This is a genomic window from Leifsonia sp. A12D58, from assembly GCF_047530025.1.
Lineage (GTDB): Bacteria > Actinomycetota > Actinomycetes > Actinomycetales > Microbacteriaceae > Cryobacterium.
Map to the genome: position 1 here is coordinate 12,777 of NZ_JBLJAT010000006.1, position 17,190 is coordinate 29,966.

General features: G+C 63.0%; 12 protein-coding genes. 4 read left to right on the top strand and 8 right to left on the bottom strand.

Annotated features, from left to right (window positions below; genetic code table 11):
- The first annotated feature begins 48 nt into the window (after positions 1–48).
- Positions 49–1,395 (top strand): aminotransferase class III-fold pyridoxal phosphate-dependent enzyme, encoded by a 1,347-nt coding sequence (locus ACMT3I_RS13570; protein WP_414805046.1) that lies wholly within the window; start codon positions 49–51, stop codon positions 1,393–1,395.
- 56 nt (positions 1,396–1,451) lie between these two features.
- Here the strand turns inward: ACMT3I_RS13570 and ACMT3I_RS13575 are convergent, their stop codons facing one another.
- A complete protein-coding gene (locus ACMT3I_RS13575; RefSeq protein ID WP_414805047.1) occupies positions 1,452–1,970 on the bottom strand; it encodes an OsmC family protein in 519 nt (172 codons plus the stop codon).
- 106 nt (positions 1,971–2,076) lie between these two features.
- Between ACMT3I_RS13575 and gabT the strand changes: the two genes are divergently transcribed.
- Together gabT and ACMT3I_RS13585 are read left to right on the top strand one after the other, a co-directional pair.
- The gene (gene gabT, locus ACMT3I_RS13580) at positions 2,077–3,471 is read left to right on the top strand and encodes a 4-aminobutyrate--2-oxoglutarate transaminase (RefSeq protein WP_414805048.1); all 1,395 of its coding nucleotides are present in this window, start codon (positions 2,077–2,079) and stop codon (positions 3,469–3,471) included.
- A gap of 3 nt (positions 3,472–3,474) precedes the next feature.
- The gene (locus ACMT3I_RS13585) at positions 3,475–4,467 is read left to right on the top strand and encodes an asparaginase (protein ID WP_414805049.1); all 993 of its coding nucleotides are present in this window, start codon (positions 3,475–3,477) and stop codon (positions 4,465–4,467) included.
- Between the two features lie 907 nt (positions 4,468–5,374).
- On the opposite strand, the gene ACMT3I_RS13590 is transcribed toward ACMT3I_RS13585, so the two are convergent.
- The 4 genes from ACMT3I_RS13590 to ACMT3I_RS13605 are packed head-to-tail and all read right to left on the bottom strand — an operon-like array spanning position 5,375 to position 9,511.
- On the bottom strand, positions 5,375–6,181 hold the full coding sequence (locus tag ACMT3I_RS13590) for an ABC transporter permease (protein WP_414805050.1): 807 nt from the start codon (positions 6,179–6,181) through the stop codon (positions 5,375–5,377).
- The gene (locus ACMT3I_RS13595) at positions 6,178–7,092 is read right to left on the bottom strand and encodes an ABC transporter permease (protein ID WP_414805051.1); all 915 of its coding nucleotides are present in this window, start codon (positions 7,090–7,092) and stop codon (positions 6,178–6,180) included. The genes ACMT3I_RS13590 and ACMT3I_RS13595 overlap by 4 nt, the downstream gene beginning before the upstream one ends.
- Before the next feature lie 2 nt (positions 7,093–7,094).
- Positions 7,095–8,294 (bottom strand): ABC transporter ATP-binding protein, encoded by a 1,200-nt coding sequence (locus tag ACMT3I_RS13600; RefSeq protein WP_414805052.1) that lies wholly within the window; start codon positions 8,292–8,294, stop codon positions 7,095–7,097.
- A 2-nt stretch (positions 8,295–8,296) separates the two neighbouring features.
- Entirely contained in the window at positions 8,297–9,511 is a 1,215-nt protein-coding gene (locus ACMT3I_RS13605; RefSeq protein ID WP_414805053.1) for an ABC transporter substrate-binding protein, read from the bottom strand.
- Between the two features lie 245 nt (positions 9,512–9,756).
- On the opposite strand from ACMT3I_RS13605, the gene ald reads away from it, so the two are divergent.
- A complete protein-coding gene (gene ald, locus ACMT3I_RS13610; protein ID WP_414805054.1) occupies positions 9,757–10,872 on the top strand; it encodes an alanine dehydrogenase in 1,116 nt (371 codons plus the stop codon).
- Between the two features lie 27 nt (positions 10,873–10,899).
- Here ald and ACMT3I_RS13615 read toward each other — a convergent pair whose 3' ends face one another.
- From ACMT3I_RS13615 to ACMT3I_RS13625, 3 genes are all read right to left on the bottom strand, one after another.
- Positions 10,900–14,013, bottom strand: coding sequence for an FtsK/SpoIIIE domain-containing protein (locus tag ACMT3I_RS13615; protein ID WP_414805055.1), 3,114 nt, complete (start codon positions 14,011–14,013; stop codon positions 10,900–10,902).
- A gap of 115 nt (positions 14,014–14,128) precedes the next feature.
- A complete protein-coding gene (locus ACMT3I_RS13620; RefSeq protein WP_414805056.1) occupies positions 14,129–14,857 on the bottom strand; it encodes an FHA domain-containing protein in 729 nt (242 codons plus the stop codon).
- Positions 14,854–17,181 carry a transglutaminase domain-containing protein gene (locus ACMT3I_RS13625; protein ID WP_414805057.1) on the bottom strand — a complete coding sequence of 776 codons (2,328 nt, stop codon included), beginning with the start codon at positions 17,179–17,181 and terminating at the stop codon, positions 14,854–14,856. The genes ACMT3I_RS13620 and ACMT3I_RS13625 overlap by 4 nt, the downstream gene beginning before the upstream one ends.
- Positions 17,182–17,190: the final 9 nt, after the last annotated feature.

The window sequence follows — 17,190 nt, forward strand, 5'->3', positions numbered from 1 at the left end:
ACACCGCTCTGTCATGTTCACGAAATGTGGGCAACGTAGGCTGGGAGTATGACTCGCACGTTCTCAGTACCCCAGCAGCGCAAACTCGTTACCGAACTCCCCGGCCCGAAGTCGGTTGAACTCCAGAAGCGCCGGGTGAAGTCGGTATCCAAGGGTGCAGGCACCCTGGCCAACATCTACATGGACCATGGCGCGGGAGCAGTGCTCGTTGACGTCGATGGCAACCAGCTGATCGACCTCGGTTGCGGCATCGGTGTGACCACTATCGGCCATGCCCACCCCGACGTTGCAGCAGCAGCCGCCGCTCAGGCCGCCAAGCTCACCCACACTCTTTTCACCGTCACCCCGTACGAGAACTATGTACGCGTCGCCGAGAAGCTTGCCGAAATCACTCCGGGTGACTTCGAGAAGCACTCGATCCTGGTGAACTCCGGTGCAGAAGCAGTCGAGAACGCCGTCAAAATCGCCCGCAAGTACACGGGTCGTCGCGCCATCGTCAGCCTCGACCACGCGTTCCACGGCCGCACCAACCTCACCATGGGTATGACGTACCGCCCTTGGCCTGAGCGTGCAGGCATGGGCCCCGTTCCCGCCGAGCTCTACAGCGTGCCGATCAGCTACCCGTACCGCGACGGCCTGTCCGGTGAAGAGGCAGCCGAGAAGACGATCGACTACATCAACACCCACATCGGTGCGACTGAGATCGCTGCGTTCTTCGTCGAGCCGATCCAGGGCGACGGTGGAGTCATCATCCCGGCCCCCGGTTACTTCAAGCGCCTCTCCGAGTTCTGCACCGAAAACGGCATCGTCTTCGTCTCCGATGAGATCCAGGCCGGCATCGCCCGCACCGGAGCCTGGTACGGCATCGAGCACCACGGCGTCGTTCCCGACCTCGTCACCACGGCCAAGGGCATCGCCGGAGGCTTCCCGCTCGCTGCCGTCACCGGCCGCGCCGAGATCATGGATGCCGTGCAGCCCGGTGGCATCGGCGGTACCTTCGGTGGCAACCCGGTCTCGACCGCTGCCGCTCTCGAGGTCTTCGACATCGTCGAGCGTGAGGGCCTGATTGCCGAGGCACAGCGCGTCGAGAAAGCCCTCTGGGCTCGCATCGGCGACTGGGCAGACCGCTTCCCCATCGTCGGCGAGGTGCGAGGCAAGGGCGCCATGTTCGGCGTCGAGCTCGTTCACCCTGGCACCAAGAAGCAGAACCCAGAGGCGCTGACCGCCATTCTCAAGCACGCCACCACCAACGGTGTCATCGTGCTGGACGCCGGTAGCTGGGACTCAGTGCTGCGCATCATGCCGTCAGTCGTGATCTCTGACGAGCTCATCGATGACGCCGCGACAGTCATCGAAGAAGCGCTCACCGCTTTGTGTGCTGCAGCCGCGGAGTAACGCGACTCAACGCTGTCGAGGAGGTGCCACGTTCAGTCGTGGCACCTCCTCGTTCGTTAACGCGCTGCGGATGCCTCTGCTGCGGTTGTCTCTGCTGCGGTTGTCTCTGCTGCGGTTGTCTGCGGTTCGTGGCCGACCGGAAAATTCACCGAGGACGCGATGAAGCACTGCGCCGCAGCCTGGGCGTGCAGAGACTGGGCCAGGTCGATCTGAGTCGGATCTGAGATCGTCACGCGCGGTCGGAGTGTCGCTGACGTGAAGTGACCACCGCCATCAGCTGTCTGTTGCATCGTGCCTGTCGCGGCATCCGTGTACGCCAGCACGGTCACGCCATTGCGAGTTGCTGCGTGCAGGTACGAGAGCATGTGGCACTGGCTGAGGGCGGCAAGAAGCAGCTCCTCGGGGTTCCAGCGCTCGGCATTGCCGTGGAATGTGGGATCCGACGATCCCTCGATGACATGTTTTCCATCGGCCGTGACCAGGTGTTCGCGACCATAAGCACGGTAGCTGCTGGTTCCCGTGCCTCGATTGCCTGTCCACTCGATCTGCACCGCGTAGTCGTGGGTGATGTCCATCTGGGCCCTTTCCTGAGAGCGGCGACATGCGAACTGTCGCTGCTCGCAATTCTCCCAGAGAAAATCAGACTGAACCGGGTGGTTCGATCGGTAAACTTGCTGGATCATGACAGACACTCTTGCCACCCCAGCTGCCCAGGCATCCGCGTCGACTGCTGCGTCATCCGCAGCGGCGACAGTCACTCAGGAGCGCCGTATCGTCACCGCGATCCCCGGTCCGAAGTCGGTCGAGCTGCAGAAGCGACGACTCGAGACTGTCTCGGACGGCGTGAGCTCCATGCTTCCCGTCTACATCGAACAGGCCCACGGTGCGATCCTTCGCGACGTCGACGGCAACCAGTTCATCGACCTGGGCGCCGGCATCGGTGTCACCACTATCGGCCACACCGAGTCGAGCGTCGTCGATGCAGCGACTAGCCAGGTGGGCCAATTCATCCACACGCTGTTCACCATCACCCCGTACGAAGAGTACATTCGCGTCGCTGAGCTGCTCGCCGAGCACACGCCGGGTGACTTCAAGAAGAAGTCGGTGCTGATCAACTCCGGTGCTGAGGCCGTCGAGAACGGCGTGAAGATCGCCCGCAAGTACACCGGTCGCCGCGCAGTCGCCGTACTCGACCACGCCTACCACGGTCGCACCAACCTCACCATGGCCATGAACTACAAGGCAGCGCCCTATGCGACCGGCTACGGCCCGCTCGCCGGCGATGTCTACCACGCGCCGAGCTCATACCCCTATCACGACGGTTTGAACGGCGCGGATGCCGCGGCGCGCACCATCGCATACCTCGAGAAGGTCGTCGGAGCGAGCGACCTCGCCTGCCTCGTCGTCGAGCCCATCCAGGGTGAAGGCGGATTCATGGTTCCGGCAGACGGCTACCTGCCAGCGCTGCAGGAGTGGTGCACGGCCAACGGTGTCGTCATGATCGCCGACGAAATTCAGAGTGGCATGGCTCGCACCGGCGCGTACTACGCCAGCGAGCACTTCGGCTGGGTTCCCGACCTCGTGCTCACCGCCAAGGGCATCGCAGGCGGACTGCCGCTGGCTGCCGTCACTGGTCGCGCCGAGATCATGGACTCCTCGCAGCCCGGTGGCCTCGGTGGCACCTTCGGCGGAAACCCGGTGGCCTGCGCTGCAGCGATCGCTGTGTTCGAGGCGATCGAGAACAACGACCTCCTTGCCGAAGGCCAGCGCATTGAGAAGACCCTCAAGGCCGGACTGACCGAACTGCAGAACAGCACAGACATCATCGGTGAGATCCGTGGCCACGGCGCCATGGTTGCCATCGAGCTCGTTCAGCCGGGAACCGGCAACACGACGAAGGAACCCAACGCGGCAGCTGTCGCGTCGATCTCCGCTTATGCAGCCCAGCACGGCGTGCTGCTGCTCACTGCGGGTACCTACGGAAACGTGTTGCGCTTCCTGCCGAGCCTGGCACTGACCGACGACCTTATCGCCGACGCACTGTCGGTCATCGACGATGCAATCCGGGCGCTGTAGCCGGTGGTAGCAACATTCACCGTTGCCGACTCCGTTGAGTTGGCCGTCGTCGAACGCAATGGATTCATCGAGTCGAGGCACGCGGGCTCGGCCGTCGTTATGACCGGCGAGGGCGAGATCTTGCGCACCCTCGGCGACGTCACAACGCCGATCTTCCCGCGGTCGACGCTCAAGCCGTTCCAGGCGATTGCCGTGATGTCCAGCGGAGTCGCCCTGCGCGGTGTCGATGCAGCCATCGCGACAGCGAGTCACTCAGGCACCTTCAAGCATGTCGAACTGGTCAAGGGTCTGCTCGATCGGGCCGGTGTTCCGGTCACAGCCCTCGGCTGCCCGGCGTCCTGGCCCGAAGACCGTGCAACCAGGGACACCCTGATTCGCCAGGGCATGGGCCCAGACCCGATCTATATGACCTGCTCAGGCAAGCACGCAGCGATGCTGGTGGCGTGCGTGCAGAACGGCTGGTCGCTCGACGGCTATCTCGACCCGGAACATCCGTTGCAGAAGCGGGTGCTCGACGTGATCGAACGCTTCACGGGCGAACGCCCCGCGGCTTCAGGAATCGACGGCTGCGGCACGCCGGTGCACGCCATCTCGCTCACCGCTCTTGCCCGCGGAATTGCTCGAATCGGAACGAGCAGGTCGAACTCCCCGTTTGCGATCTATCGTGAAGCCGGCTTCTTGGTCGAGGCTGCGCGTGAGAACGGCTGGATCATCGCCGGACCCGGTCAGCCCGACACCGTTGTCATCGATCGCCTCGGCATCTTTATCAAGTTCGGTGCAGAGGGCATCACGGTTGCAACGGCAGCTGACGGCACGACAGTGGCGCTCAAGGTGCTCGACGGTAGCCTCAGGGCCGCGACGATCGTCGCCCTCAGTCTGCTGGCGGATGCCGGTGCCATCGAACGCGCCGACGTCGATGCACTGGTGCCAGAGCTGCATCTCAGTGTGCTCGGTGCTGGCCGTCCGGTCGGTCAGGTCAAGCCCAGCTACGTGTGACGCCTGACCGGGCGCGCCGTGCTGCGGCGTCCGGCCATTGTCCCTGCAGCTGCAGCTGCAGCTGCAGCTCTGCGGCGTGGGCCAAGGTTGGCCCGTCGCGAATACAGGACGCGGCGTACACACGTGCGCATTTCGTCCTGTATTCGGTGACGGATGCCTGATCCATCCTGTATTCGTAATCGCCCGCACAGGCACGGCCTCGACAATCGAACCCTCTACCGCATCGACTGCATCGACCCTGCATAACTCCTGCAGAATGCTCTGGCCTGATTGGTACAGGCCCAGAAACACTGAGCACTAGCTCGCCCCTCCTGCAGATTGCAGGAGTTGTGCCACGGCGCGCGCGGTAAGCCGCGAACGCCGAACAGAATCCGACTAGGAATCGCGTATACCTGTGCCGGTTGCTCACCAGACAGGGATCGGGACTCCCCCAACCGACCCTGCAGACCCGTTGGTGTGCATAACTCCTGCAGAGTGCAGCGGCTCTATTCAGTAGCCCCCGGAAACACGGCGGCAGGCGCTTCACTCGTCAGACAGATTGCAGGAGTTATGCAACCGCGCCCCTACGAGACGGCGCACGCCGGGTATGCGCGACCGCCAATGCCACAACCCACACGCCGCAACACAACCCACAGCTCACAGCTCACAGCCCACAGCCCACAGCCCACAGCCCACAGCCCACAGCCCACAGCCCACAGCCCACAGCTCACAGCTCACAGCTCACAGCTCACAGCGTGGATCAGCAGATGCATAACTCCTGCAGGAATGCTGCGGGCTAGATCGGCAGTCCCAGAAACACGGGCCACGATCTTGCTCGGCAGACAGATTGCAGGAGTTATGCACACCGCATTGCAGGAGTTATGCATCTGCACCGCACGCGCACGCGCACGCAGGGGTGCGGGTACTACTAGGCCAGCTTCGCCAGACGCTTGGCCCGCGCCGCCGCCGACACCTGCGTCGTGATCACGATCACCAGCGCAAAGATGAACACGGCAGACGCGATCACATTCGCCTCGGCAGGGATGCCTCTTGCCGCCGAGATATAGATGTACTTCGGGAACGTCGTCACAGAACCAGAGTTGAAGTTCGTGATGATGAAGTCGTCAAAACTCAGCGCGAATGACAGCAGTGCAGCGGCCAGGATGCCGGGCAGGAGCAGCGGGAATGTCACCCGCATGAACACCTGCGTCGGCGAACCGTACAGGTCGCGTCCCGCCTCTTCGAGTGCCGGATCAAGGCTTGCCGCACGTGCCTTCACCGTGACGACGACGAAGCTGATGCAGAACATCGTGTGAGCCAGAATGATCGTGAGCATGTTCTTCGGCACACCGACCGACAGGAATTGCGCGGCCAGGCCGGCTCCAAGTACGACCTCTGGCGTTGCCATCGGCAGGAAGAGCAGCAGGCTGACGCCCGAGCGGAATCTGAACCTGTATCGCACGATCGCGATCGCAATCATCGTGCCGAGGATGGTGGCAAAGATGGTGGCGATCGCACCGATCAACAGGCTGTTCCCGAACGCCTGACAGACCGCACCATTCTGGACGGCGCATACGTTGAGCCACTTGTCTAAAGTGAATCCCCGCCAGGCGATGTTCGATTTAGCCGAGTCGTTGAACGAGAAGATGAACGTGTACACGATTGGAATCATCAGGAAGATGAGGGCGAGGGTTGCGTAGAGCGGCAACAGCCATTTGCCGAACGAAATTCTCACAGCAGTTCCTCCGTTCCCGCGCGCTTCACATAGAACCCGACGATGACCAGGATGACCGACATCAGGATGATCGACAGTGCCGCAGCAGCCGGGTAATTCAGCAGCACCAGGAAGTTAGCTTCAATCACGTTTCCGATCATCTGACTGTCTGGCCCACCGAGGAAGTCTCTGCTGGCATTGACGTAGTCGCCGGCTGCCGGAATGAATGTGAGCAGCGTGCCTGCAACGATGCCGGGCATCGACAGCGGAATTGTCACCTTGCGGAATACCTGGAACGGGCTTGCGTACAGGTCGCTCCCGGCCTCCATGTAACGCACATCCAGTCGCTCAAGCGTTGTGTACAACGGCAGCGTCATGAACGGGATGAAGTTGTACGTGAGACCGAAGATCACCGCAGCCGGCGTACCGGTGAAATGAGCGTCAGGAGCCATCAGCGACAGCGCCTTCAGCGAGGTGATCACGAACGACTCGTCAGAAAGCAGCTGCTTCCAGGCCAGGGTGCGCAGCAGAAAACTGATGAAGAACGGCGCGATGACCATGACGAGCATCAGGCTCTGCAGCAGCGGCCAGCGTCTGGCTTTCACCCCGATGAAGTAAGCAAGCGGGTAGCTGAAGAGCAGCGCGAACACCGTCGCGGCCAGGGCGTATCCGAACGAGCGCAGGATGTGCGGCCAGTAGTCAGAGATGACCTGGACGTAGTTCTCCCATTTGAAGGCGTACTGGAACTGGCCGACATCGCCGAACTCAGCCGGCTCCTGCAACGAAGTTAGTACTAGTGAGATGAGCGGCGTCAGGAAGAAAAGCACCAGGTAGAGGATGCCGGGCAAGAGCAGCAGGAGCGCCACCTTGCTTGAGCGGCGCGGGGCTGGATCAGCCGCGGTTGTCGGGGTGGCGAATGCCGCGAAGGCCATTCCTAGGCCCCCTCAAGCTCCGTGAGGAGGCCGTCACGCTTCTGCGCGGCGATGCTCTTCGTATCGGTGTCTGCCGGGAACCGGGGGGTGTCATCCAGATCGTCGTCGAGCCCGAAACCGTGCTCGACGTTCCACGACACCCAGACCTGGTCGCCGTCGTGGGCTACCGGACCGAACGCCATATTCTGGGCGAAAACCACGACGCTGCCGACACCGGGAACGTTGATCAGATACTGCGTGCTCACCCCGCTGAACGACACATCGGTGACATAACCGGGGCCCAGGATGTTGCGGCCGGTCTCGGCCACGGGCGCATCCCGGTGCAGCGTCAGCTTTTCTGGTCGGACCCCGATGGTGATCTCACCGGCGTGACGATGCGCTCTCGCTGTTGGGACGACGACCTTGTTACCAGCGACGTCGACCGAGATCGCCTCGCTCGTGTGTCCGACGACGGCGCCAGAGAAGAGGTTCGACTGACCGAGGAAGTTGGCGACGAACGCGGTGCGTGGCAGCTCATAGAGCTGCTCAGGCGCACCCATCTGCTCGATGCGTCCCTTATTCATGACGGCAACGGTGTCAGCCATGGTCATAGCTTCTTCCTGGTCGTGCGTCACGTGCAGGAATGTCAGGCCGACTTCTTCCTGGATCGTCTTCAACTCAAGCTGCATCTGGCGGCGGAGCTTCAGGTCGAGAGCACCCAGCGGCTCATCGAGCAGGAGCAGCGCTGGACGATTGACGATCGCCCTGGCCAGCGCGACCCGCTGCTGCTGTCCGCCGGAGAGCTGAATCGGCTTCCGAGAGCCGAGATGGTCGAGTTCGACCAGACGCAGGGCTTCGTGGGCCTTCTGCACGGCATCACCGATCTTGCGGCGACGCAGGCCGAATGCCACGTTCTCCAGCACCGTCATGTGCGGGAAAAGCGCGTAGCTCTGGAACACCGTGTTGACCGGACGACGATACGGTTTCTGCTCCGTGACATCCGTTCCACCGATCAGGATGCGGCCGGCGGTCGGATCCTCCAGACCGGCAACGAGGCGAAGCGTGGTCGTCTTGCCGCACCCGGAGGGCCCGAGCAGGGCGAAGAACGAACCAGCAGGGATCACCAGGTCGAGGTGTTCGATGGCGGTGAAGCCAGGAAACCTTTTCTGGATGCCGACGAGTTCCAGGTCGGCACCTCGATCGGCGAATACGCCACCGGCCATCGCTAGGCCCCCAACAGGATGCTCTGGAACGCCGCGTCGTATTTCTGCTCCTCGGGGCCGGTCAACGAACGGAAGACCTGAGCTTTGGCCAGCGTTGCGTCGTCGGGGAAGATGAGCTGGTTGTTCGCGAGCTCAGGATCGATAGCCATCGCGGCTTCCTTCGCACCGACAACCGGCGTGATGTAGTTCACGTACGCGGCGACTTCTGCTGCGACCTCTGGTTCGTAGTAATAGTTGATCAACGCTTCTGCGTTGGCCTTACGCTGTGAACCGATCGGTACGACGAAGTTGTCGTTCCAGAGGGTTCCGCCCTTTTCCGGCACGATGAACTCCCACTTGTCGCCGTTCTCTGCGTTCAGCTGGGTGATGTCGCCCGACCAGACGATCGCGGCCAGGGTGTCCTCGTTGACGAGGTCTTCTTTGTACGAGTTGCCCTTGATGTTGCGGATCTGGCCGTCGCTGACCTGCTTCTGCAGCACGTCGATCGCAGCGTTGTAGTCATCGTCTGTCCAGTCCCCCGAGATGTCGACGCCGGCGTCGAGCATCAAGAGGCCCATCGTGTCGCGCATCTCGGAGAGCACACCGACCCGGCCCTTCAACGATGGATCCCACAGGTCTTCGACCGAGGCCAGACCGCCAGGTAGTTTCTCCTTGTTCCAGCAGATGCCGGCGAACCCGCCCTGCCACGGCACCGACATCGTGCGGCCAGGGTCGAAGTCGACATCGACCAGAGTGGGAGTGAGGTTGGCGAGGTTCGGGATGTTCGCGTGGTCAAGCTCCTGCACGTAGCCAAAGCGGATGAGACGGCCCACCATCCAGTCAGTGAGGCAGACGGTGTCGGCACCGATGTCCTGGCCGAGTGCCAGCTGGTCCTTGACCTTGCCGTAGTACGTGTTGTTGTCGTCGACAGCTTCGGTGTACTTGACTTTGATGCCGGTCTGCTCGGTGAATGCGTCGAGCGTCGGGTAGTTTCCGGCGTCGTCGATGTCGATGTACAGGGCCCAGTTGTCCCAGTTCAGAGTCTTGTCCGATGCTGACTTGTCTGCCGCTGCGGTCGGCTTGGCGGAGGCACCACCGGTTGAACACGCAGCGAGCGCGAGCGCCGCCGCGCCAGCACCAGCGCCGGCCAGCAAAGTACGTCGGCCCATCTGTGCACGTTGTGCTTGGCGGATCAGCTGCTGGATCATCGGGTCTGCGGGCATGGGCCGGTGCGACATCGTGTGGATCTCCTTGCGTGAACGAGGCCGGGCCAGGGTCCCGGCGGCATTTCGGGCAGTGCGAGTGGATTGATACTTGCACAATCAGCGGCCTGCCACAGTAAAAATGGCTAAATCGATACTTTCGGCCATCACTTGTAACGAATTCAGTACATGTACGCAACATTCACCCTCGAAAACAGCCGTTCTACGGCGGTAGGCTGACACCACGGACGACGAGGTCCACCCCCTGTGTGAGGAGCGAAATGAAGATCGCAGTACCCACCGAAATCAAGAACAACGAGTTCCGCGTAGCGATCACCCCGGCCGGAGTGCACGACCTCGTTACACAGGGCCACGAGGTCTACCTCCAGTCAGGTGCGGGTACCGGCTCGTCGATCACCGACGCGAGCTACGCGGCGGCCGGTGCTCGAATTCTGCCGACTGCCGACGAGGTCTGGGCCATCGCTGAACTCCTGCTCAAGGTCAAGGAGCCGATCAGTAGCGAATACGGCTATTTCCGGTCCGACCTGGTGATCTTCACCTATCTGCACCTTGCCGCCGAAGCCGCGTTGACCCAAGCCCTGCTGGCGAGCCACATGACATCCATCGCGTACGAGACTGTGCAGTTGCCCACTCGTGCTCTACCGCTGCTCGCGCCGATGAGCGAAGTAGCTGGGCGGCTCGCCCCCATCGTCGGCGCGAACGCCATGCTGAAGCCGAACGGTGGCCCCGGCCTGCTGGTGCCCGGCGTGCCCGGTACGCATCCCGCGAAGATCGTCGTGCTCGGCGGCGGTGTTGCCGGCACCGCCGCGATGCAGGTGTCACTCGGACTCGGCGCGGAGGTGACGGTGCTCGACACCAACCTGTTCAGATTGCGCGACCTCGATGCGCAGTACTTCGGACGGGTGAAGACGATCGCATCCAACAGCTTCGAGATCGATAAAGCAGTCGTCGACGCCGATCTGGTGATCGGCTCGGTACTGATCCCCGGCGCGAAGGCGCCCAAGCTCGTGACCAACGAGATGGTCTCCCGGATGCAACCAGGCAGCGTGCTCGTTGATATAGCTGTGGATCAGGGCGGCTGCTTTGAAGACACGCATCCGACAACGCACGCCGACCCGACATTCACCGTGCACAACTCCCTGTTCTACTGCGTGGCAAACATGCCGGGCGCCGTGCCCAACACGTCGACATACGCTCTCACCAACGCGACCCTGCCGTATGTGCGCGCGCTGGCAAATCAAGGCTGGCGAGACGCACTCAAGACCGATGCCGCGTTGGCACTCGGCCTCAATACCTTCGACGGCTCCGTGACCAATCTCGCGGTCGCTGCGGCTCATGGGCTGGAGCATCGGACCATTGCGGATGTGCTGACCTGACACCTGAACTGAGTCACCGCCGCTTGCTCACACAAAGACACCGCGCTGTGTGTCGCCGTCAGGGCCAATCACCCAGACGTGACCTCGTCCGGGTGAGAGATAGGGCGGCAGCGTTCGGCTGCGGGAGATGAATCGATAGTCGGCCAGACTGCAGTGTTCAAGCACGACAAGAGCGTGTCGCCTGAGCGAGATGAACAGCGGCCACAGCGCTTGCCACGCCTCCATGTCGCCCACCAGGATTTCGCTCATCACCGCTGAACTCGAGACGTCGAGCGCCTCTGGATCGAGTTCGCGTACCGGCCGACGTTTCAGCTGGTGCTCCGCCGCGCCCACATCGATGATCGTCGTGCCAGCCGCACGGTGGGCATGCAGGAATTCGCCGGTCGCACCTGGCCGACCAGACACCACGACGAGGGTAGGGTGCTCGGCCAGCCGAATCGGTATCACCGCCGCGCCATCCGTTTCCGTTTCTGCGGTCGCCCGGGACGCGAGCGCAGTTATCGCTGCACGCGCCTGAGTGAGAAGCTGGGTTCGGAGGCCCCGCCAGAACCCTCCCCCTGGCGGCATATCGTCGTCGTACAACGCACCGGGTCCGCCGAATGCCACATGCTCGGCCGCGCTGCCCATGCCCAGCAGCAGCGTGCTCGGAATGAGCGACCTGATGCGCTGCAGTCCCGGCATCAGCTGCGCACTCGCGACAACGCAGTACAGGCCGACGCCTGGGCCCCGACGCAGGACATCCCCCAGCATCTCAAGGGCACTCTCCTGATGTTCGACTCCCCAGGAAGCGCAGACGGCGTCGAAGTCGTCGAACAGCAACACGGTTGGCGCCCCATGCCTGCGTCGACCGAACTGCGCGCGCTCGATGCGGAGCACGGCAGCCGCCAGTGCATCCCAGACGGCTTCAGCGTCCGGCGGGATCACCGTGCAGCCAAGTGCCGACCCCGATTGACTGGCCAGCAACGCGATCAGGCTTGTCCGCCCTGAGTGATGTTTTCCCACAACAAGCAGCGACCCATCGGCAACAGGGTCATACATCGCGACCCTATAACGCTGATGCCCCGGGTCGTCAGCGAGACCAAGCAGCAGTTCAGTCTCCCTCGTTTCGGCTCCCACAACCCCGACGCCATCGAGATCGGCGCGTTCGACCCTGTCCGGCAACGGGTCGAGCCACGGTCGCCGTGGTGCGTGGTCGTCAGCCCCGCCGAAACCGGCGATCCGCTCTATCCGCGATTGCCCCGTCACCGCAACCTGACACAGCACCACTGACTCGCCGGCGGCGATAAGGCAGCGCCCGGCGTGAGCGGCCTCGATGTCGGCCGCGTCACCCGTGCCCAGCACCGCGATGCTGTCTGCCCGATTATTCACTCGAAGTGAGAGCCTCAGGCTGCAGTTCGCCAGCAGTGCGTCGCGCACGACGCCGGCCGGTCGCTGCGTGCACAGTATCAAGTGGATGCCGAGCGACCGGCCTCGCGCCGCGACATCAAGAAAAACTGCATGCAACGCTGGAAACGCGTCGAGCATGGCCTGAAACTCATCCACGACAATCACCAGCCTGGGTAGCGATCCGGTCTGGTCGGCGATATCTCTGGCACCGAGCGATCTGAGCGCCTCTTCTCGGTATCGAATCTCGGCCCGCAGGCTCTCGAGCGCCCTCTGCGCCTCGCGGACATTGAGGTCGGTGATCAGCCCCACGCAGTGCGGCAGCCGACTGAGCGCGTCGAACGTCGCCCCGCCCTTGAAATCGACGAGCAGGAAGGTGAGAGCGGATGCAGGGAACTCGGCGGCCATGGCGACGACCCAGGTCACCAGCAATTCGCTCTTGCCGCTGCCCGTTGTGCCGCCCACAATGGCGTGCGGGCCGTGCTCAATGAGATCAACGAACGTCACCCCGTCAGCATCGATGCCGATCGGACACCGTAGCGACAATAACGGCCGCATTGGCTGCAGTCGCTGGTCCGCTATCGTCGCCTGGGTACCGGTCCACAGATCGTCAAGCGACACCTGGTGGGGCAGCTGTGTGGCCCGTCGCGTCAGACCGAGGTCGCCAGCCGCGACCGACAGCCTGCGCGTGATCTGACGGGCTTGGCTGAGCGAGACGAGTTCAGGCTTAAAGTGCAGGCCGGCCCTCTGTTCCGGCGAACGCAGCACCTGTGCGATCTGGGGCGCTTCCACCCTGACGATCGTCGCGCAGCCCGGAGGAAGCGCGCCGCTCGATTCGGCGACAGCGATGAGGATCTCGCCGGACCCGCCGTGTCCACGACCGACTACCCGGCCCTCGTTCGCGGTCTCCTCACTGACCACAAGTTCGAAAACCGCAGCAGGGGATGCTCTCCCGGCGGCATGGGGCAGTTCTCGCATCCACCCCCATTGATCGATCATGCAGCCGTCGATGACCAACGTCGTCGGATGCATCCGATGCGCCAGCTGCAACACCAATCCGCGCGCGAACGGCACGGTCAGCGCCAGTGGACCGACGAGTCCGATGCCGCTCGCAGCGGATGCAACAACTGGCGCCCCAGGGCAACCGCGTGCCGCAAGCGCCAGCCCATTCTCTCCGGACCACTGGTCAGGAGAATCGGGCAGGCCCGTCAAGCCGGAGGACTCGATGCGAACGTCGCTTGGCACAGTTCCCATGCCCAAAGCCACTACCGGTGTCGCTTCGCGCTGCCATCGGGACAGCGTTGCACTCAGCTGCAGTGCACTCGACGGCACGGCGCTCGACGCCCAGTCGTGTGCATACGGCGCAGTAGCCCTCGTGGCATCCGCTGCAGCTCCAGCCATTGTGGACTCGATAGCGGCGTCGGCGATCAGCGCCACTGACGGTGTTAACGCCCAGCCGGCCTGTCGTTGCTCGGCGTGTAGCACCGCGATTTTCGCCAGTGCTGCAGCAGTGTCAGCGTTGAACTGGGACTCAGCAGCCGCTCGAGCCTTGCGGATGCCGCGGTGAGAATCGAACAGCGTCGACAGGGCAATCACCGGGCCCAGGGCCGCGAACAGCAACATGTACGCCGATCCGGTGATGACCCACATGACGACGGACAGCAGCATGGGAGCCACGGTCGCGATGACGGGAAAAACAGCCCGCTGCTGAGGTATGGGGCGTTCTGGGATGCGCACGACAGCGCTTGTTTCGATCACTCAGACAGATCAGCAGAGGATCGTCACTCTCGGTGGTTCATCGACTCTTCAGTGGCCCCTCCAGCCAGAGTCGCGGTTGGTAAGGACTCGACCCATCAGGCCGCGCACACTCGATTCAGATGACCATGAAGAACTGGTCGGCCATCTCGACGCGCGAGCCACGGGGCACCAGGTATCGACGGCCAGGTTCGCAGCGATGTGCAGCCTCATCGGGCCGACGAATCGCCGTTCCGTTGCCAGAGAAGCGATCACTGATCCAGAACTCACCGTCGTGCTGGCCGAATTCAAGGTGTGTCTTCGACACCGACATCCCGACATCTGCGATCTGAATCAAATGGTCGTAGTGCTCTGCAGGCTGAGGCAGAGGGCGGCGACCGATCAGCCCAGTGCCGTGCACGACGACTGTCTCGCCCGTGCTGAACTGCAGCACAAAACGCACAGTTGGCTGAGGTGCCTGCGGAGCACGAGGGGCCTCAGCTTGCGGTTCGGAGTCGGACCGGGCCATGGCAGGCGCACCTGGGGCATATGCGGTAACGGATGCGGATGCGTCAGACGTTGCACCGGCACCCTTCGCCGCGCCCGGAACGAAGTGCGCGGCGGCGGCGGCGCGCTCATCCTGCACCTGCTCAGCGGTCTCGACCGGCACCTTGGCAGTGCCAGAGGCCACGGCGACGGGAACTGAAACCACCCCCGGTGTGCGTGGAAGCGGGTGGATGATCGTGGTGTCTGCCGGGCGAGGATCCTGACGTTTCCGTGTTGCAGCGGTCGCTGTCGTCGAGCTTCCGCACTCGCCGCAGAACATCGCACCTTCGGGGAGTTCGGCTCCGCAAATCTGACAGTTCACGCCTGTTGTCCTCCTTGTGCCGCACGACCAGCGTAACGGCCAAACGAGCGCAGTGAGACGAGCGCAGTGATGCGCTGTCTCCTGTTGAGCTTGGCAGTCATCTCGTCATCGAGCTCTCCCACAGCTTTCCATACCCGATCGGCGTCGTCGACTGACGGCTCACCGGGAGCGAAAACTGCGCGATCCACGAACGATGCGAGCACCAACGGACGCATCCCTCCCACGTGTTCGGCGAATTCGGTACGGGTGGCCGCGACGGGAACGTCAACTCCGGTATCGACGACGCGGTCGGCGAATTCCCGCCAACCGCCCGCGATCCGTTCCTCAGGCGTAGCCGCGTGCGAGCGCAGCTTTCGCCGACGGAGCTTACCGACAATGATGGCGATGAACGGTGAGAGCAGCAGTGTGAGCGCAAGTACGCTCCACCCGGCGATCTTCAGCACCGTCCCGAGAATTGCCAAGAACTGGTTGGGAGTAGGCGCCGGTTCCTGCTCGCTGCTTTCCGGTTGCGCCGGGATTTCCGGTGATTTCGGTTCTTCCAGGGGCGGCGGAACCACCGATTGCGGTCGAGAAACCTCGGTAGGAGCGTCTGGTTGCTTCTCAGGAATATCCCGCACATCGGGGTTCGGATCGACGGTTACCCAGCTCCCGCCCGACTCCTGCACCTCGATCCAGGCAGACACGTCAGACCCCGTCACTGTTGCAGCCCCGCCAACTGCTGTTGAGTTCGCCTGCGGAATAAATCCCATCACGACGCGCGCCGGAAAGCCGATGGTTCTGGCCATCAAGGCCGCAGTCACGGCGTATTGCTCGGCGTCGCCCACCATCGGTCGATCGGTGAGGAGCTGAGTGATGCGATCAGCACCGTGACCCGATCGGCTGGTCGGCTCATCCGGATCGATCCCGTGGCTGATGTAGCCCTCCGACCGAAGATTCGCAAGCATCGACGCCAGTTGCTCTCCGGCCGGGTCGCTCTCGCTCACCCAGCGCGCCAGAGTCTGGGTCAGTTCATCCGGAACGACGTCCATCGGTGGCAGCACGGCATTGCCTGGCAGCAGCGAGTCGAGCGTATCGATCTCGCGGGGAACGACAGATTGGGCGGTGTACGAATCGCCCTGTCGGAGCCCGCCGAGCACCGCTCCCGTGCTGCTGTTGTCGTTGTAAAAGAATGCATCGTTCCGCGCCGTTGATGTGTCCCCGGTGAACGTGATGCGTTCGAGTGCTCCAGTTCCCGGTACCCAGACCCCCGAATAGCCGTCGACCTGCACACTGATCGATACTCCCTCGCCATCGACGCCACTCTGATCGAGCCGGAACGGGAGACGTGTGAACGAATTCGACGAACTGTCGTGGTTTCCGTTACCGACAGAGAAGACGATGCCGTCATACGTATCCAGCGCAGCAAGCCTGAGTCGTCCTGAATCGGGGAGCCCGGTGACACGGAGCAGCTCGGCGTCCCTGACATCCGCCTGCAGGTACCCTCGAAACTCGCTGAGCGGACTTGTGTAGTCGCGCGGATCGAACGGCTGTTGCACCCTGGCCCTGGCCACATCACGTGGCACCGATGCCGGTGCTGCGATCGCGGCGGCGGTACCCGCGGCGATCGCGATGGCAACGATGATCGCTGCACTTGCCAGGCCGCGCATCGCGTTCATTCGTCGATCGAAAGCCGATTCAGACGACACGGGCGCTTGAGCTCCGACCAGACGGATGCTGTCACGCCTGCGGTACCACCGTAGCCACAACAGCCACGAGAGAACGCTGACGAAAATCCCGATCCCGAGCTCGATCGGGGCAGACGGAACCGCGGGGCCGAGTGCGATGCCTCCGACGAACAGTGCGATCGGTGCGAGCACCGCCAGCTCAGAGGTGCGAGCGCGCAGCGCGGTGCTCAGCCCGATCACTGTGGCAAGCAGCACCATGATGAACGCAGGCACCAGGAGCGCCTGGTAGTCACCGACAGGCAACACGATCGTGACCAGCTGTTTCCAGCCGAGCACGCTTGAGACCATCAGCTCGCCCAGGCCGGCTGCGCTGGGCAGCACGCCGGTGATGCTCTGGCCAGGTACCGCCAGCGGCACCCCTGCGACCAGGAATATTCCGACTGTCGACAGCATCATCGCCCACGATGGCCACCGGAAGATAGCCCCAATGATCGCGATCGTCGAACCGAGAATGATCGTGGCTATCACCATCACGACGAAGGCGGAGCTTTGGTACACCGGCCACAGGGTGGTCGACGCGATGACCACCGTCACAGCAAGCGAGACAGTATTACCGAGGATGAAACGCCAGTTGCGTTGTCTCCGTGACGACGCTCTCATCTGGCTCCG